At 70.2% G+C, this 14,912-nt stretch carries 13 protein-coding genes; 2 read left to right on the top strand and 11 right to left on the bottom strand.

The genetic code is table 11. The features are described from left to right. Positions 1-132: 132 nt before the first annotated feature. Positions 133-1,155, bottom strand: coding sequence for a helix-turn-helix transcriptional regulator (locus tag ACLU3S_RS13140; RefSeq protein ID WP_413951971.1), 1,023 nt, complete (start codon positions 1,153-1,155; stop codon positions 133-135). A gap of 101 nt (positions 1,156-1,256) precedes the next feature. Here ACLU3S_RS13140 and ACLU3S_RS13135 point away from each other — a divergent pair, with 101 nt between their 5' ends. Then, entirely contained in the window at positions 1,257-1,856 is a 600-nt protein-coding gene (locus ACLU3S_RS13135; protein ID WP_413951970.1) for a TIGR03086 family metal-binding protein, read from the top strand. On the opposite strand, the gene ACLU3S_RS13130 is transcribed toward ACLU3S_RS13135, so the two are convergent. Beyond that, complete coding sequence (locus ACLU3S_RS13130; RefSeq protein ID WP_413951969.1) at positions 1,843-2,691, bottom strand: thioesterase family protein; 849 nt, start codon at positions 2,689-2,691, stop codon at positions 1,843-1,845. The genes ACLU3S_RS13135 and ACLU3S_RS13130 overlap by 14 nt on opposite strands. 164 nt (positions 2,692-2,855) lie before the next feature. Here ACLU3S_RS13130 and ACLU3S_RS13125 point away from each other — a divergent pair, with 164 nt between their 5' ends. After that, on the top strand, positions 2,856-4,136 hold the full coding sequence (locus ACLU3S_RS13125) for an alpha/beta hydrolase (protein ID WP_413951968.1): 1,281 nt from the start codon (positions 2,856-2,858) through the stop codon (positions 4,134-4,136). On the opposite strand, the gene ACLU3S_RS13120 is transcribed toward ACLU3S_RS13125, so the two are convergent. The 9 genes from ACLU3S_RS13120 to ACLU3S_RS13080 all read right to left on the bottom strand — a co-directional run bounded on the left by ACLU3S_RS13120 (position 4,045) and on the right by ACLU3S_RS13080 (position 14,766). After that, on the bottom strand, positions 4,045-4,704 hold the full coding sequence (locus tag ACLU3S_RS13120) for a trimeric intracellular cation channel family protein (RefSeq protein WP_413951967.1): 660 nt from the start codon (positions 4,702-4,704) through the stop codon (positions 4,045-4,047). The genes ACLU3S_RS13125 and ACLU3S_RS13120 overlap by 92 nt on opposite strands. Before the next feature lie 47 nt (positions 4,705-4,751). Next, positions 4,752-6,143, bottom strand: a complete 1,392-nt coding sequence (locus ACLU3S_RS13115; protein WP_413951966.1) for a M1 family metallopeptidase — start codon at positions 6,141-6,143, stop codon at positions 4,752-4,754. Positions 6,144-6,243: 100 nt separating this feature from the next. Further along, positions 6,244-7,701, bottom strand: coding sequence for an ABC transporter ATP-binding protein (locus ACLU3S_RS13110; protein ID WP_413951965.1), 1,458 nt, complete (start codon positions 7,699-7,701; stop codon positions 6,244-6,246). Further along, positions 7,698-8,789 (bottom strand): ABC transporter ATP-binding protein, encoded by a 1,092-nt coding sequence (locus tag ACLU3S_RS13105; RefSeq protein WP_413951964.1) that lies wholly within the window; start codon positions 8,787-8,789, stop codon positions 7,698-7,700. The genes ACLU3S_RS13110 and ACLU3S_RS13105 overlap by 4 nt, the downstream gene beginning before the upstream one ends. Then, on the bottom strand, positions 8,786-9,793 hold the full coding sequence (locus tag ACLU3S_RS13100; RefSeq protein ID WP_413951963.1) for an ABC transporter permease: 1,008 nt from the start codon (positions 9,791-9,793) through the stop codon (positions 8,786-8,788). The genes ACLU3S_RS13105 and ACLU3S_RS13100 overlap by 4 nt, the downstream gene beginning before the upstream one ends. Before the next feature lie 71 nt (positions 9,794-9,864). Next, on the bottom strand, positions 9,865-11,634 hold the full coding sequence (locus ACLU3S_RS13095) for an ABC transporter substrate-binding protein (protein WP_413951962.1): 1,770 nt from the start codon (positions 11,632-11,634) through the stop codon (positions 9,865-9,867). A 37-nt stretch (positions 11,635-11,671) separates the two neighbouring features. Next, positions 11,672-12,670 (bottom strand): ABC transporter permease, encoded by a 999-nt coding sequence (locus ACLU3S_RS13090; protein ID WP_413951961.1) that lies wholly within the window; start codon positions 12,668-12,670, stop codon positions 11,672-11,674. Positions 12,671-13,020: 350 nt separating this feature from the next. Next, positions 13,021-13,806: an enhanced serine sensitivity protein SseB C-terminal domain-containing protein gene (locus ACLU3S_RS13085; RefSeq protein WP_413951994.1), complete on the bottom strand. Its 786-nt coding sequence runs from the start codon at positions 13,804-13,806 to the stop codon at positions 13,021-13,023. A gap of 168 nt (positions 13,807-13,974) precedes the next feature. Next, positions 13,975-14,766 carry an enhanced serine sensitivity protein SseB gene (locus ACLU3S_RS13080; protein WP_413951960.1) on the bottom strand — a complete coding sequence of 264 codons (792 nt, stop codon included), beginning with the start codon at positions 14,764-14,766 and terminating at the stop codon, positions 13,975-13,977. Positions 14,767-14,912 lie beyond the last annotated feature (146 nt).

Genomic DNA, 14,912 nt, shown 5'->3' with positions numbered 1-14,912 from the left:
CTGGCCGCCCCTGCCCAGCCCGGCCCACCTGCCCCTGGGCGCCCCTTCTCGGCGTCCCCGCGCGGCGGCGGCAAGGCGTGCGCGGATCACGGGAGTCGGCTCCGGGAGCGGCGGGGACGTCCTGGGCAGCCGCTATCGACCCACCGTGCCTTCGGGGCCCTCGGGCTCGCCCTGGTCGTCGCCCGTCCCTGCGGACGCCCCCTCGTACAGGGCCGCGACGGAGCGGGCCCCGGCAAGGAGTTCCGCGCGGGCCCGAGGCGGGTCCAGGACCTCCACCTGGTCGGAGAACGCGAGGAGTTGGCGGACCGCGCGCAGCACCGGATACGTCAGCCCGGCGGTGACCCAGTCGCTCTGGCCGTCGTCGTCGGGCAGGGCCGTGAGGTCGGAGGCGAACATCCGGCGGAACATGTCCAGCCGCTCCCGCCGGACCCGGACCGTGACGTCGATGCCGCCGTCCCGCTCCTCCACCTGGCGGCGCAACACCTCCCAGGCGTCCGCGAGTTCGACGCCAGGCCGGCGTCGCACGGGATCGTCCAGCAGCCGGGCCGAGCGCACCCGGTCGGCCCGGAACAGCTGCGGCCGGGCGCGCCGGTCGGCGACCAGGTACCAGACCCCGGCCTTGGCGACCAGGCCGTACGGGTCCACGGTGTACGTGCACGGCTCCCGCCGGCCGCTGTGCCGGTAGCGCAGCCGCAGCCGCCGGTCGGAGAAGACCGCGTCCTGGAGCACCTCCAGGTCGACGGACTGCTGCGGGCCGCTCTTCCAGCGGGTGGCGTCGACCAGGATGCGCCGGCTGGTCACCTCGGCGGCGGGCCGGTGCGGCGCCGGCAGCGCCGCCATCACCTTGCGCAGGGCCGAGCCCAGGGCCGCGTCGAGCCCGAGCGCGGCATGGGCGCCCTGGGCGGCCAGGATGAACAGGGCGCGGGACTCGTCGGCGGTCAGCCCGGTGACGTCGGTGCGGAAACCGGCGAGGAGTTCGATGCCGCCGTGCCGGCCGCGCTCGGCGTACACGGGGACGCCGGAGGCCGACAGCGCCTCGACGTCCCGGTAGATGGTGCGGACCGACACCTCGAGCCGGTCGGCGAGTTCGTGCGCCGGGACGCGGCCCCGGGTCTGCAGGAGCAGCAGGATCGACAGCAGCCGGTCGGACTTCACACCCCAAGCATCCCGCCGCCGCGGAACCCCGCGCAAATGTTGACGGAAACTGTCAGGTTATCCGGTGATCCTCTGTGTATCGACCTACGGAGAGGCAGACCATGACCACCACCGAGTTCATCGACCCGCGTCCCGTCTACACCCGTGCCACCGAGCAGGCGGCCGCCCTGATCCGGACCGTGCGCCCCGAGCAGCTCGACCGCCCCACGCCGTGCAGCGAGTTCGACGTGCGGCGCCTGCTGGAGCACCTCGTCGGCGGCAGCCTGCGGATCGCGGTCGTCGGCGAGGGCGGCGACGGCCTCGCCGTGGAGCCGTTCGCCGGGGGCGTCGAGGACGACGGCTGGGCGGCGGCCTACGACGAGGTGCGCGTGCGCGTCCTCAAGGCGTGGGAGAGCGACGAGCGGATGACGACGCCGGTGCGGGTGCCCTGGGGCGAGGTGCCGGGCCACGCGGCCCTGTCCGGGTACGTCATGGAGATCGTGACGCACACCTGGGACCTCGCCGAGGCCCTCGGGCACCCGCGGGAACTGGACCCGGAGCTCGCCGAGTTCGCTCTGGCCACCGCGCGCAAGGTGCTGCCGGACTCCCGCCCGCGCGACGCGGCGACCCCCTTCGGAGCCCGGCGCGAGGCCGCCGCGGGAGCCGGCGCCTACGAAGAGCTGGCGGCCTGGCTGGGCCGCACCCCGCTCAGCCGAGCCTGACCCGGGCCAGCTGCCGGGACTGGGCGACCAGGCGGTCCTCGCTGTCCCAGACCTCGGCGTCCTCCTCCAGGAAGCCGCCGGCCAGGTTGCGGGTGGTGATCGACACGCGCAGCGGGCCGGGGGCCGGGCGGTGGCGGACGTGGACGGTGAGTTCGACCGTGGGGACCCAGCCCTTCAGGCCGATCTCGAACGCGGTGGGCGGCAGCGCGTCCACCGCGAGCAGCAGGGAGAACGGGTCGGCGTCGCGGCCGTCGGCCAGCCCGAACCAGGCGCGCATCTCCCCCTTGCCGGAGGGCGCGCCGAGCGCCCAGCCGAGGGTGGCCGGGTCCAGCTTGAGCATCAGCCGGTCGGCGATGGCCGAGCTGCCCTCGACCGGGGCAGGTCCGTCCTCGGGGCCGAAGCACTGGTCCAGCGGCGGGATGGCGGGGGGCGTCGCGGTCGTGCGGACGTCGTCGGGGAGGGCGGAGAGGTCGCCGTAGGAGGCGAGGACGCGGATGCGTTCGACCTCGTTGCCCTGGTCGTCGTACTGGAAGAGCGAGGCCTGGCCGGTGGAGAGGGTGCGGCCGGTGCGGACCGTCTCCGTGCGGACGACCGCTGGTCCGGGCTGGGACGCGGTCAGGTAGTGCGCGGAGACGGTGAAGGGGTCCGGGTGCGGAAGGGTGTCCGCGAGGGCCCGGCCGAGCACGGCCAGCAGATAGCCGCCGTTGACGGCGTTGATGATCGTCCAGCCCGCCGAGAGGTCGACGTCGTAGACGCCGGGCTCACGCCGGGTGACCGCGGTGTCGCGGTCGAACTCGCTGTCGCCGATCACGGATGCGGAAGCTGCTTCTGGCATGGGTGAACGGTACAACAAGAAACTACTAAGCGGTAGCTTTTCGAGCGGACCGGGAGATGGCGGCAGCCCCACGGATGCCTCGCCCGGGTGAGGATCCGGCAATTTCCAGGTAAGTGTCCTGACACGTCCGTAACCCCAGGCCCCTGTTTCCCCTCTATGGGGACATGAGCCTCACCGGGACTCCGTTCCTCTACACGACCGTCGTGCTGGCGGTGGTCGCCCTCGTACTGCCGCTCGTCCTGTGGTCGCGGATGCGCGGGCCCAGACCCCTGCGCACCGCGGCCCGGGTGCTGATGCTGCTGTTCGCCCAGGGTACGGCCGTCACGCTGGTCTTCGTGCTGGTCAACAACCAGAACAACCTGTACGACAACTGGGCCGACCTCTTCGGTACCGGAAACCACGTCCAGCAGGCCGCCGATCTCGGCAAGGACGGAACCGGCGGCATAGCGGTACGACGGCTGCCCAAGGTCCGGCAGACCTTCACGGCGGCCGACGGCCCCGGCATGCACGCGGCCGGCGGGGTGCGCGTCACCCAGCTCAAGGGCCGGGTGTCGGGCGTGAACGCGGAGGTCTACGTCTGGCTGCCGCCGCAGTACAACGAGCCGGCCTACCGCAACAAGAAGTTCCCGGTGGTGGAGCTGCTCCCGGGCTACCCGGGCTCCGCGAAGGCCTGGTTCGGATCGCTCAAGACCCATGAACAGCTGCTGCCGCTCATGAAGAGCGGCCGGGTGGCGCCGTTCATCCTGGTCTCCCCGCGCACCAACCTGCTGGCCGGCGTCGACACCGGCTGCGCCAACATCCCCGGACAGGTCAACGCCGACACCTGGCTCAGCATCGACGTGCCGAAGATGGTCATGGACAACTTCCGCGCCCAGCCGGCGCCGCAGGGCTGGGCCGTCGCCGGATACTCGGCGGGCGCCCACTGCGCGGTCAAGCTGGCCGTGGCCCACCCCGACCGGTACCGGGCCGCGGTGAGCATGTCCGGCTACAACGACCCGATCGGCGAGCGCAACTCCCTCGCCGCCCAGAATCCCACCGTGCGGGCGGAGAACAACCCGTACCTGCTCCTGAGGAAGCAGCCCGTGCCGCCGCGGATCGCGCTCTACGTCTCCGGCGAGTCCGGCGACGGCTACGAGGCGGGAGTGGCCCTGGAGTCCATCGCGAAGGCGCCGACGACCGTGCACGTCGTGTTCCTGCCGCGCAGCGCGGGCGGCCACACCATGGCGCTGTGGAAGCCGCAGGTGCCGACGGTGTTCCGCTGGCTGACCCTGGAGATGGGCCAGAGCCGCCCCAAGGGGCACGACAGCACGCTCACCAAGACCGGCGGCTCCCTGACCGGGAACGCGAGCGGGACTACTCCTCGGCCACCGTCGACCGGCGGTTCCACGCCCGCGGAGCTCGCCAGTGGAACCGCATCGCGAGCAGGCGCAGCGCGAAGGCGGTGACCACCGCGAGCCCGGTGGTGAAGGGGGTCACGAGGTCGTAGCGGATGAACAGCACCACCATGGTCGCGCCGACGATCGCCGGGACCGCGTACAGGTCGCGGTCCCAGCGCAGCAGGGAGGGCACCTCGTTGGCGAGCACGTCGCGCAGCACGCCGCCGCCGACGGCGGTGGCGAGGCCCAGCGTCGCCGACGCGGTGAGGTTGAGTCCGTAGCTGTACGCCTTCGTCGTGCCGCTCACGCAGAACAGGCCGAGGCCGGCCGCGTCGAAGACGAGGACCGCGGCCTGGATCCGCTCCACGTGGGGGTGCAGGAAGAAGACCACGAGCGCGGCGATCAGCGGGGTGACGAAGTACCCCAGGTCGGTGAAGGCGGCCGGGGGCACGGCGCCGATGACCAGGTCGCGGAACAGCCCCCCGCCCAGCGCGGTGACCTCGGCGAGCACGGCGATGCCGAAGACGTCGAAGTTCTTCCGGACGGCCAGCAGCGCGCCGGAGATCGCGAACACGAAGATGCCGATCACATCGAGCGTGTGCTGGACGGAGGGACTGAAGAGTGGCTGGAGCTGCACCCTTCCATTCTTACCCAAGAACGGGTGTGCACCTTACAAAGCTAGGCTCACCGGTCCGGTTTCCCTGAGGTGAACAGCCAGGTACGGAAGAGGCCGCCCAGCTGCCGGCCGCTGACGCGCTCGGCGAGGCGGACGAAGTCGGCGGTGTCCGCGTTGCCGTACCGGTGCAGCCGCGTCCAGGCGGGCAGCAGCCGGAAGAAGGCCCGGTCGCCGATCCGCTCGCGGAGCATCTGGAGCGTCATCGCGCCGCGCTGGTAGACGGCGGAGGCGAACATGGTGTCGCGCTGCGGATCGGCGACCTTGGTCCGCCAGAAGGACGAGGTGGCGGGCAGCGCGTCGTACGCCGCCAGGAACGAGTCGTGGGCGGAGCGGGTGCCCTGGTGCTCGGCCCACAGCCACTGGGCGTAGGTGGCGAACCCCTCGTTGAGCCAGACGTCCTTCCACCGCGCCACGCTCACCGAGTCGCCGAACCACTGGTGGGCCAGCTCGTGCACGATCGTCGTCTCGTTGCGCACGGCCGAGTAGGCGGGCTTGCTCTGCACCTCCAGCGAGAACCCGGCCTCGGGCATGTCGTCCACGATCGCGCCGGTCTCCTCGAACGGGTACGGCCCGAAGAGCTTCGACCAGTAGTCGGTGGCGGCCGCGGTGACGGCGTACACGTCGACGTTGTTGCCGTTCCTCAGCACCGGGTCGACGGCGACGTAGATCGGGATGCCGCCGGGGGTGCGCCCGGTGCGCACGTCGAACTTCCCGATGGTGGCCGTGGCGAGGTAGGTCGCCATCGGCTTCGACTCCCGCCAGTGGGTGTACGTCGAGCCGCGCCTGTCGTACGTCGACACGAGCCGGCCGTTGGAGACGGCGGTCAGGCCCTCGGGCGCCTTGACACGGATGTCGTAGGTGGCCTTGTCGGAGGGGTGGTCGCTGGAGGGGAACCAGGTGGAGGCGGCGTTGGGCTCGCAGGCGACGAAGACGCCGTCGGGGGTCTTCATCCAGCCGTACTTGGAGCCGAAGACGACGGGCCCGCCGAGCGGCTGCGGTACGCCGCCGTAGGTGACCGTGACCCGGAACTGCCGTCCCCGCCGCAGGCTGTGGCGCGGGGTGACGGTGACCTCGTCGCCATCACGGGTGAACCGGGCTCGTCTGCCGTCGACTTCGACCCGGGTGATCTTCAGCCGCTGGAGGTCTAGGTCGAAGGAGGAGAGGTTCCGGGTGGCGCGGGCGGTGAGGGTCGTACGGCCGTCCAGGCGTCCGGTGCCGGGGGCGTAGGCGACGTCGAGGTCGTAGTGGAGGGCGTCGAAGCCGCCGTTGCCCAGCCGCGGGAAGTAGGGGTCGCCGATCCCGGGAGCGCCCGGGGTGGGGGCGGGGGCGGCGGCGATGAGGAGGAAGGAGGCCGCCGCGGTGGCAACGGCCCCTGCACGTGCCGAACGGGAGAGTGCCATGAATCGTCCCTTTCGAGCGTGTACCGATCAACCGTCGGACGCGGACGACTCTGCACTCTCCCGTTCGGCATGTACATGACTCTTACTCAGATGTCATGTGCTACTTGTCGGTTGACTCCTGGGTTTCGGCCACGGCTGCCTCGGCGGCGGCCGCGTCGGACTCCCCGGAAGCCTCGGCCGTTTCGGAAGCCTCCGACTCCCCGGAAGCCTCGACCGGCTCGGAAGCGACAGCCGGCTCGGAAGCGTCCGACTCCCCGGAAGCCTCGGCCGTTTCGGAAGCCTCCGACTCCCCGGAAGCCTCGACCGGCTCGGAAGCAGTCGTCGGCTCGGCGGCCGTCGCCTCCTCGGCGACAACCGCGTCTTCCGCCGCCGCCTTCTCGCCGGCCGGCTCCTGCTCGGTCTTCCCCGTCTGCTCCGCCGAGCCGCCGGAGACCACCGCGTCCGGGACCAGTTCCGAGGCCTCCTTCGCCACCGAGAGCAGGACCGTGTCCTGCGGTGCCTGGTCGGCGAAGTTCTCCGGGTGGTGGCACGCGACCCGCTGACCGGGCTTCAGCTCCACGAGCTGCGGCTCGGTCGTCTTGCAGATCTGCGTCGCCTTCCAGCAGCGGGTGTGGAAGCGGCAGCCGGACGGCGGGGCGATAGGCGACGGGACGTCACCGCGCAGCAGGATGCGCTCGCTCTTCTGGCCTCGGCGCTTCGGGTCCGGCACCGGCACCGCCGACATCAGCGCCTTGGTGTACGGGTGCATCGGCGCCTCGTACAGCGAGGCGCGGTCGGCGAGTTCGACGATCTTGCCGAGGTACATCACCGCGATCCGGTCCGAGACGTGCCGCACCACGGAGAGGTCGTGCGCGATGATCACGTACGTCAGGCCGAGTTCCTCCTGGAGGTCGTCCATGAGGTTCACGACCTGCGCCTGGATCGACACGTCCAGCGCGGACACCGGCTCGTCGGCCACCACGAGCTTCGGCTTCAGGGCGAGCGCGCGGGCGATGCCGATGCGCTGGCGCTGACCGCCGGAGAACTCGTGCGGGTAGCGGTTGAAGTGCTCGGGGCTGAGACCGACCAGGTCCAGCAGCCGCTGGACCTCCTTCTTCACCCCGCCCTCGGGCTCCACGCCCTGCAGCCGGAAGGGCGCGGAGACGATCGAGCCGATGGTGTGGCGGGGGTTCAGGGAGCCGTAGGGGTCCTGGAAGATCATCTGGATGTCGCGGCGCAGCGGGCGCATCTGCCCGGTGGACAGCCGCGTGATGTCCTGGCCCTCGAAGGTGATCCGGCCGCCGGTCGGGTCCTGCAGCCGGGTGATGACCCGGCCCATGGTCGACTTGCCGCAGCCCGACTCGCCGACCACGCCCAGGGTCTCGCCCTTGCGCACCTCGAAGTCGATCCCGTCGACGGCCTTCACGGCGCCGACCTGGCGCCGCAGGACGCCCTTCCTGATCGGGAAGTGCTTGGTCAGGCTCTCGACCTTGAGCAGCACCTCGCGGTCCTCGGGGGCCGGCGCCTGCGGCGGGACCTGGGCCTCGGCGACGGCGTCCGTCTTCTTCGTCTCACTCACAGCTTCGGCGCAATCTCTTCGGTCCAGATCCGCTCACGGTCCTCGGCCGGGAGGTGGCAGGCGGACCAGTGTCCGGTGCCCACCTGCTCCAGCTCGGGGCGCACCGTGCGGGTGACGTTCCCCTTGGGTATGTCCGCGTACGGGCAGCGCGGGTGGAAGGCGCAGCCCGAGGGGACGTTGATGAGGCTCGGCGGCTGGCCCTTGACCGGGATGAGCCGGTCGGAGGTGTCACGGTCGATGCGGGGCATCGAGCCGAGCAGACCCCAGGTGTAGGGGTGCTGCGGCCGCTCGAAGACCTCGCCGGCCGGACCCCGCTCCACGCACCGGCCGCCGTACATCACGAGGACGTCGTCGGCGATCTCGGCGACCACGCCGAGGTCGTGGGTGATCATGATGACCGCGGAGCCGAACTCCTTCTGCAGGTCCCGGATCAGGTCGAGGATCTGCGCCTGGACCGTCACGTCGAGGGCGGTGGTCGGCTCGTCCGCGATGAGCAGCTCGGGGTTGTTCACCAGCGCCATGGCGATCATGGCGCGCTGGCGCATACCGCCGGAGAACTCGTGCGGGTAGCCGTCGACGCGCTTGTGCGGCTCGGGGATGCCGACCCGGTCGAGCATCTCGATGGCGCGGGCGCGGGCGACCTTTTTGCTGACGTCGTTGTGCACCCGGTAGGCCTCGACGATCTGGTCGCCGACCTTGTAGTAGGGGTGCATCGCGGACAGCGGGTCCTGGAAGATCATCGCCATCTCGCGGCCGCGGAGCTTGCGCACCTCGTCCGGAGCAGCGGAGACCAGCTCCTTGCCGGCCAGCCAGATCTCGCCGGACATCCGCACGTTCTTGCCGCGCGTGCCGAGCCGGTGCAGGCCCATGATGGCCTGCGAGGTGACCGACTTGCCGGAGCCGGACTCGCCGACGACGGCGAGGGTCTTGCCCTTCTCCAGCGAGAAGGAGAGCCCGTCGACGGACTTGACCAGGCCGTCGTCGGTCGGGAAGTGCACCTTGAGGTCGCGGACTTCGAGGAAGGCGTCCGGCGTGTGGCCGGGCGTGGGTTCGCCGACGGCGGCGCCGGTCTTGGACAGTTCGGTCACGAGAGCCTCACCCGCGGGTCGGCGGCGGCGTACAGCAGGTCCACCAGGAGATTTGCGATCACGACGAAGAAGGCGGCGAGCAGGGTCACGCCGAGGATGGGGGGCAGGTCGTTGTCGGTGATGCCCTCCACCGCGTACTCGCCGACGCCGTGCAGCGAGAACACCGTCTCGGTGATCACCGCGCCGCCGAGCAGCAGGCCGAGGTCCATGCCGAAGACGGTGATGATCGGGGTGAGCGCGGCCCTGAGGCCGTGCCGGACCACGACCCTGCGCTCGCGCAGGCCCTTGGCGCGGGCCGTGCGGATGAAGTCCTCGTTCATCGTCTCCAGCATGCCCGAGCGGGTGAGCCGGGCGTAGATCGCGGAGTACAGCAGAGCAAGGGAACACCAGGCCGGGAAGAGGGTGTTGGCCCACTGCGCCGGGTTCTGGGTGAGCGGGACGTAGGTGCGGCCGAAGATCGGCCACTGGTACGTGAAGAGGAGGATCGCCAGGTTGCCCGTGAAGAACATGGGCAGCGAGACACCGGCGAGCGCGACGCCCATGAAGGTGCGGTCGAACACCGAGCGGGGCTTCAGCGCGGAGATCACACCGATGGTGACACCGGACAGCAGCCACAGCACGGCGGCGCCCGCGCCCAGCGAGACGGTCACCGGCAGCCGGGAGGTCAGCTGCGGCCAGACGGCCTGGTGGGTCTTGAAGGAGTAGCCGAAGCACGGCGCGTCACAGTGCGCCGTGGTGGGGCCGAGGTTGTAGGTGGCGCCGGCCACGATGCCCTTGATGAAGTGCCAGTACTGGACGTACAGGGGCTGGTCCAGACCGAGGTTGTGCTTGACCGCGAGGATGTCGGCCCTGGACGGGCTCTTGCCGAGGTACTGCGTCGCCAACTGGTCGGCAGTCTGGCCGGCCAGCCGTGGCAGCAGGAAGAAGATGGCGAAGGTGACCGCGGAGACGACCAGCAGCAGGATCACTGCCGCGAACGTCCGGCGGAGGATGTACGAGATCACGGGGGCCGGCGCCGGTGCCCGCGGGTCGGATTCCCGCGGGCACCAATGCCTTCACCTGCCTTCCGGGGCTGCTACTTCGAGGTGCCGATGTTGAGGTAGTCGTACTGGCCGCTCCAGGCCGCCGACGACACCAGGTTGGTGGCCTTGGGCCGGGCCAGCAGGACCTTGAAGTAGGACAGCGGGACGATCACGGCGTCGTCCATGGCCTGCTTGTCGATCTGCGTGTACATGGTGTTGCGCTGGTTGGTGTCCCCGGTCGCGATCGCCTTGGCCAGCAGGTTGTTGACGTCCTTGTTGTCGTACTGCGACAGGTTCGTGTTACCGGACTGGCTGATCGCCTTGCCGTTGAGGATCTGCTGCAGGAAGCCGTAGCCGGACGGCCAGTCGGCGCCCCACTGCATCATCATCAGGCCGACGTTGTTCTTGTTGATGAACTTCGGCACACCGGCGTAGTCGGTGAAGTACTTGCCCGACGGGTACTGCTTCAGGCTGGCGTTGATGCCGACCTTCTTCAGCGAGGCGATGATCGCGGTGGCGGCGTCGATCTCCTGCGGCCGGTCCGAGCGGGCCGTGATGTTCGTGGAGATCGTCTTCTTGCCGCAGGCCTTCAGCTGCTCCTTGGCCTTGGCGACGTCGCCCTTGTTGCCGGGGGTCGCGTAGACGTCGGCCTGCTGGTAGCCCGGGATGTCCGGCGGGAGCACGGTGGAGGCGATGTCGCCGCGGATCGGGCCGCCCTCCGCGGTCTGCACCGAGACCTTGTCGACGGCGTACTCGACGGCCTTGCGGCAGGCCACGTTGTCGAACGGCTTCGCCTTGGTGTTGATCGCCATGTAGACCAGGCGGCCACCGTAGGTGTTGTCCGTGTTGGCCTTCTTCGAGGCGTCGCTGAGCACCTGGGCCTGGGTCTGGGCCTGGACGCCCGTGCCGCCGAGGTCGATCGCGTCACCGGCGAGGACGTCCTTGTCGATCGTCTCCGCGTTGACCTTCAGGTTGACGACGATCTTGTCGGGGAGCGCCTTGCGCAGCGGGTCCGTCTTCGGGTCCCAGTTGGAGTTGCGCACGAGAACGGCCTGCTTGCCCTCGTCGTAGCTCTGGAACTTGTACGGGCCCGAGGACACGATGTGCTTGACGTAGTCGACGCCGGTGTCCTTGGCCTGCGGCACCGGGGCCGTCTGCGGGGCCGCGACCAGGTAGTCGAACTCCTGGAAGGCCTGCTTCAGGTGGAAGACGATCGTGGTGGCGTCCGGCGTCTCGATGGACGACAGGCCCTTGGCGCTCTTGTCCTTGTAGGGGCCCTTGTACTTGTCGCCGCCGACCAGGAACTGCTGGAAGTAGTTCGGGCCGAGGGAGAGCACGTCACGCGCGAAGTTGGAGCGCTCGACGGCGTACTTGACGTCCTTCGAGGTGATCGGCGAGCCGTCCTCGAACTTCAGGCCCGAACGCAGCTTGTACGTCCAGGTCTTGCCGCCGTCGCTGGAGACGCCCTTGCTCGCGGCGAGGTCCGGGACGAGGGTGTTGCCCTTCTGGCCGGCGCCGGGCTCGAACGTCATCAGGGGGCGGGCGTACAGCCGGCTGAAGTTGTACATGTACGCGTAGTACGTGTTGCCCGGGTCGAAGGAGTCCGGGACGTCGGACAGCTCGTAGGTGAGCGTCCCGCCCTTCTTCGAGGAGGCGTTGACAACACCCTTGGTCGCGGCATTGGCCCCGGCCGACTTACCGGTGCCGTTGCCGTTCGAGTTGTCATCGGCCTTGCTGCAGCCCGCGAGCAGCAGGCTCGCACTTCCGATGGCCGCGATCGCGGCCAGCGCTGACCTTCGCATGATGGGTGCTTTCCCCTCCATTGTTGGAAACTTGTTGGGCTCTCGGTGACGGCAGGCGTCAGTTGCTGCGCGGGTCGAGAGCATCGCGGAGACCGTCGCCGAGCAGGTTGAACGCGAGGACGGTCACGAAGATGGCGAGGCCGGGCACGATCATGTACTGGGGATCGACCTGGTAGAAGGTCACCGCTTCCCGGAGCATGCCGCCCCAGGACGCCTGCGGGGGCTGGATGCCGACGCCCAGGAAGCTCAGCGACGCCTCGAAGAGGATGTTGGTCGGGATGAGCAGCGTCGAGTAGACGATGATCGGGCCGACCAGGTTCGGCATCAGTTCCCGGAACAGGATGTACGGGCCCTTGGCACCCAGGCCCCGCGCGGCGTCCACGAATTCGCGCTCGCGCAGGGCGAGGGTCTGGCCGCGGACGATCCGGCCGAGGTAGGGCCAGTTGAAGAAGCCGATGACGAAGATCAGCACGCTCAGGTGCAGCGGCAGGCCGTTGAGGCCGAACGCGCCGCCCTGAAGGGTGGCCGAGATGGCGATGGCGAAGAGCAGGAGAGGGAAGGCGAGGAACGTGTCCATCAGCCGGCTGATGATCGAGTCGACCCGGCCGCCGTAGTAGCCCGCGACCACGCCCATGATCGCGCCGATGACGTTCGACAGGACGGTTGCGCCGAACGCGACGACCAGCGACACCCAGGAGCCCTCCAGGACACGGGTGGCGATGTCCCGGCCGAACTTCGGGTCCACGCCCAGCGGGTGATCGAGGCTCATGCCGCCCATGCCGCCCTTGGGCAGCGAGGTGTTGGCGTCGATCAGATCCTGGTGGAAGGCGTTCGGGTCGAGGCCGAACATGGCCTGGATGGGCCGCGAGAGGATCGCCACGACGATCAGCAGGATCACGATGACGCCGCCGGCCACGGCGACCCTGTCCCGCTTGAACCGGGACCAGGCGATCTGCCCCAGGGAACGACCCTCGATCTGCCCCTTCTCGGCTCCCGCCAGCACAGCCTCCGGCTGCGCCTCGGCTGCCGCCCCGGTGGTCTCGATCGGTGCGGTCACGGTGAGCGACCCCTCTCGCCGGTTGTGACCGGCCTGCGCCTGCCGCGGATTGCGGCTTTGTCGACTTGCTTTGGATCACGAGGCCTCGGCCTCCGTGTCTGAGTCGCGAGTCTTCAGCGTGGTTGCGATCACCCGCCAGATCTGACGGTGAAAGTATGCGCAACCGTGATGCACTGCGGAGGATTCCGTTATCCGAACAGTGGGTAACGCCCCTCGGACACCACCCAGTTGGGGCGGAACGCCGAAATCGGATCGCAATGGGGCGTACGGTGCGGGTCTACGCGCGCAGAAGTGTTTCGGTCACCTGACTCCGCGCTCCGGCCAAGGGCGTGCCGGCGCACCGCGGTTGTTCAGTAACTGCCGTGCACCGGCGGGTAGCCGTACCCGGTGGCCGGGGCCTGCGGCAGGGGCGGCGCCTGGAGCTGGGGCTGCGCTGCGGGCGCGTGGGCCTCACGGTCGTAGAACGGGCGGGCGTTGGCCCGCATCCACATCACCACGGGGTCGTAGTCGTCGGTCATCGCCACCGTCGACACCGGCAGCCCCTCCGGGACCGCCCCGATGGACTGCTGCATCATCGCGCGCACCGAGTCGACCGCGGCGGGCGAGGTGTCGTACACGTCCAGTCCGATGGCGAGATACGGCGCCCCGAGGGCGGGCTGCACCCAGGCGCGGCGCAGGGAGCGCAGCGCGGGGGTGCGGTGGGCGTTCTGCGCGAGGAGGGCGTAGAACTGCGGGATCTCGATGCCCGGTTCCGTGAGCCGGAGCGGGCCCGCGGGCTGGCGCTCCAGGCCGGTGGCGATGCGGCGCAGATCGAGCCACGGGATGCCGACGCCGCCGCCCGGGGCATGCGGGTTGAGCCAGAGGCCGTAGTGGTCGGGATAGAGGGTGCGGGCCACGTCCAGGCCGTCGACCACTTCGTAGGAGCGGTTCCAGCCACTGGCCGACAACTCCTGGGCGGAGGTGACGCACGGGGCGTAGTGGAAGCCGTCGACCTCCATGTTCCCGTACTGGGCGTCCGGGGCACCGGCCTGGCCGTGCCACAGAAGCATCCAGATCTGGCCGGCGGACGGGGTGGCGAGGGCGCGCAGCAGGGCCTCGTAGGCGTCGTAGCGCCCGGGCGTGACCTGGCGCAGCATGTGCTCGACGCTGCCGCTGTGGCTCGCGCTCACCTGTCGTACCGGCCCTTCTTCGGTAGCCCCGCGTTCGGAGACAGCTTAAGCGCCCGGCGGCTCGGGGCCTCGGGTTCGTCCGCGGGTGCGGGGCGGTCTTGGGTTTCGGTTGCTTCAGTGGCCGTGCCGATGCTTTCAGTGGCCGTACTGGTAGAAGGGCCGGACGTTCGTCTTCAGCCAGTCGCCCACCGGGTCGTCCGCCACGTCGAGCAGGACGAGGTTGACCGGCCATGCGACCGGGACCTTGCCGAGGGCCCGGCCGAGCGCCTCCAGGGGGCGGGCGCGCAGGTCGCCCTCCCACTGGGAGAGTTCCACACCGATGAACATCACCGGGTCGGCCGTCTCGATGGCGGCGAGGCAGCGGCGGGCGGTGAGCACCACGCCGGTCTCGGCGAACTCGGCGGAGGCGGCGGCGAAGAAGTCGACCGGGTCCTCCTGCCAGTCGGGCTCGAAGAGGCGGACCCGGCCGCCGGAGGCGAGGCCGTCGAGCGGGGTGCGCCCCGCGCGGCACAGTTCCGCGACGGCCTGAGGCGGGAGCGGGATGCCGACCACGCCACCGGGGTTCACGGCGATGCCGGCCTGCGGGGGCAGTCCGCGGGCGAACTCCACGGCGGGAGCGATGGTGTACGACATGTGGGAGCCGGCGACCTGGCGGAACTGCTCCTCCGAGCTGAACACCGGGACGTACACCTGGCCGTCGATCTCCAGCGTGGGCAGGTCCAGCGGGCCGCTGTGCGGGCCGCCGCCGCTCGGCAGCGGGACCCAGACGAAGCTCCGGGCGAGGACCTCGATGATCCGGCCGCCCGCCGCGGGTATGCCGAGGGAGGCCGACAGCACCTCCTCCAGCTCGTTGCCGGGCCAACCGCCGTGCGGGTGGGGGTGCGCCTGTGCCGGGAAGTCCGCGGGTACGTCCGCCGGGAAGTCCATCTGCCTACCGCCTGCTGGGAACCACTGCTGTGACCAGAAGGCTATCGGGTGGCTGTGACATCGTCCTCCGCGCGTGCCTTCCGCCGCCGGTCGGTCCGGCGGTGCCGCCGGTCCGCGGCCCCGGGCGGCTTGCCCGCCCTGCCTCT

Source organism: Streptomyces sp. AF1A, assembly GCF_047340315.1.
Taxonomy (GTDB): Bacteria; Actinomycetota; Actinomycetes; order Streptomycetales; family Streptomycetaceae; genus Streptomyces.
Note: the sequence above shows the minus strand (reverse complement) of the source record. Positions and strands in the feature narration are given on the sequence as shown.

What these genes read in the sequence shown, in the direction of transcription:
- ACLU3S_RS13135 (WP_413951970.1), top strand. Translation starts at nt 1,257, where the DNA reads ATGACCACCACCGAGTTCATCGACCCGCGTCCCGTCTACACCCGTGCC.
- ACLU3S_RS13130 (WP_413951969.1), bottom strand. Translation starts at nt 2,691, where the DNA reads ATGCCAGAAGCAGCTTCCGCATCCGTGATCGGCGACAGCGAGTTCGAC.
- ACLU3S_RS13125 (WP_413951968.1), top strand. Translation starts at nt 2,856, where the DNA reads ATGAGCCTCACCGGGACTCCGTTCCTCTACACGACCGTCGTGCTGGCG.
- ACLU3S_RS13115 (WP_413951966.1), bottom strand. Translation starts at nt 6,143, where the DNA reads ATGGCACTCTCCCGTTCGGCACGTGCAGGGGCCGTTGCCACCGCGGCG.
- ACLU3S_RS13095 (WP_413951962.1), bottom strand. Translation starts at nt 11,634, where the DNA reads ATGGAGGGGAAAGCACCCATCATGCGAAGGTCAGCGCTGGCCGCGATC.
- ACLU3S_RS13085 (WP_413951994.1), bottom strand. Translation starts at nt 13,806, where the DNA reads ATGCTGCGCCAGGTCACGCCCGGGCGCTACGACGCCTACGAGGCCCTG.
- ACLU3S_RS13080 (WP_413951960.1), bottom strand. Translation starts at nt 14,766, where the DNA reads ATGGACTTCCCGGCGGACGTACCCGCGGACTTCCCGGCACAGGCGCAC.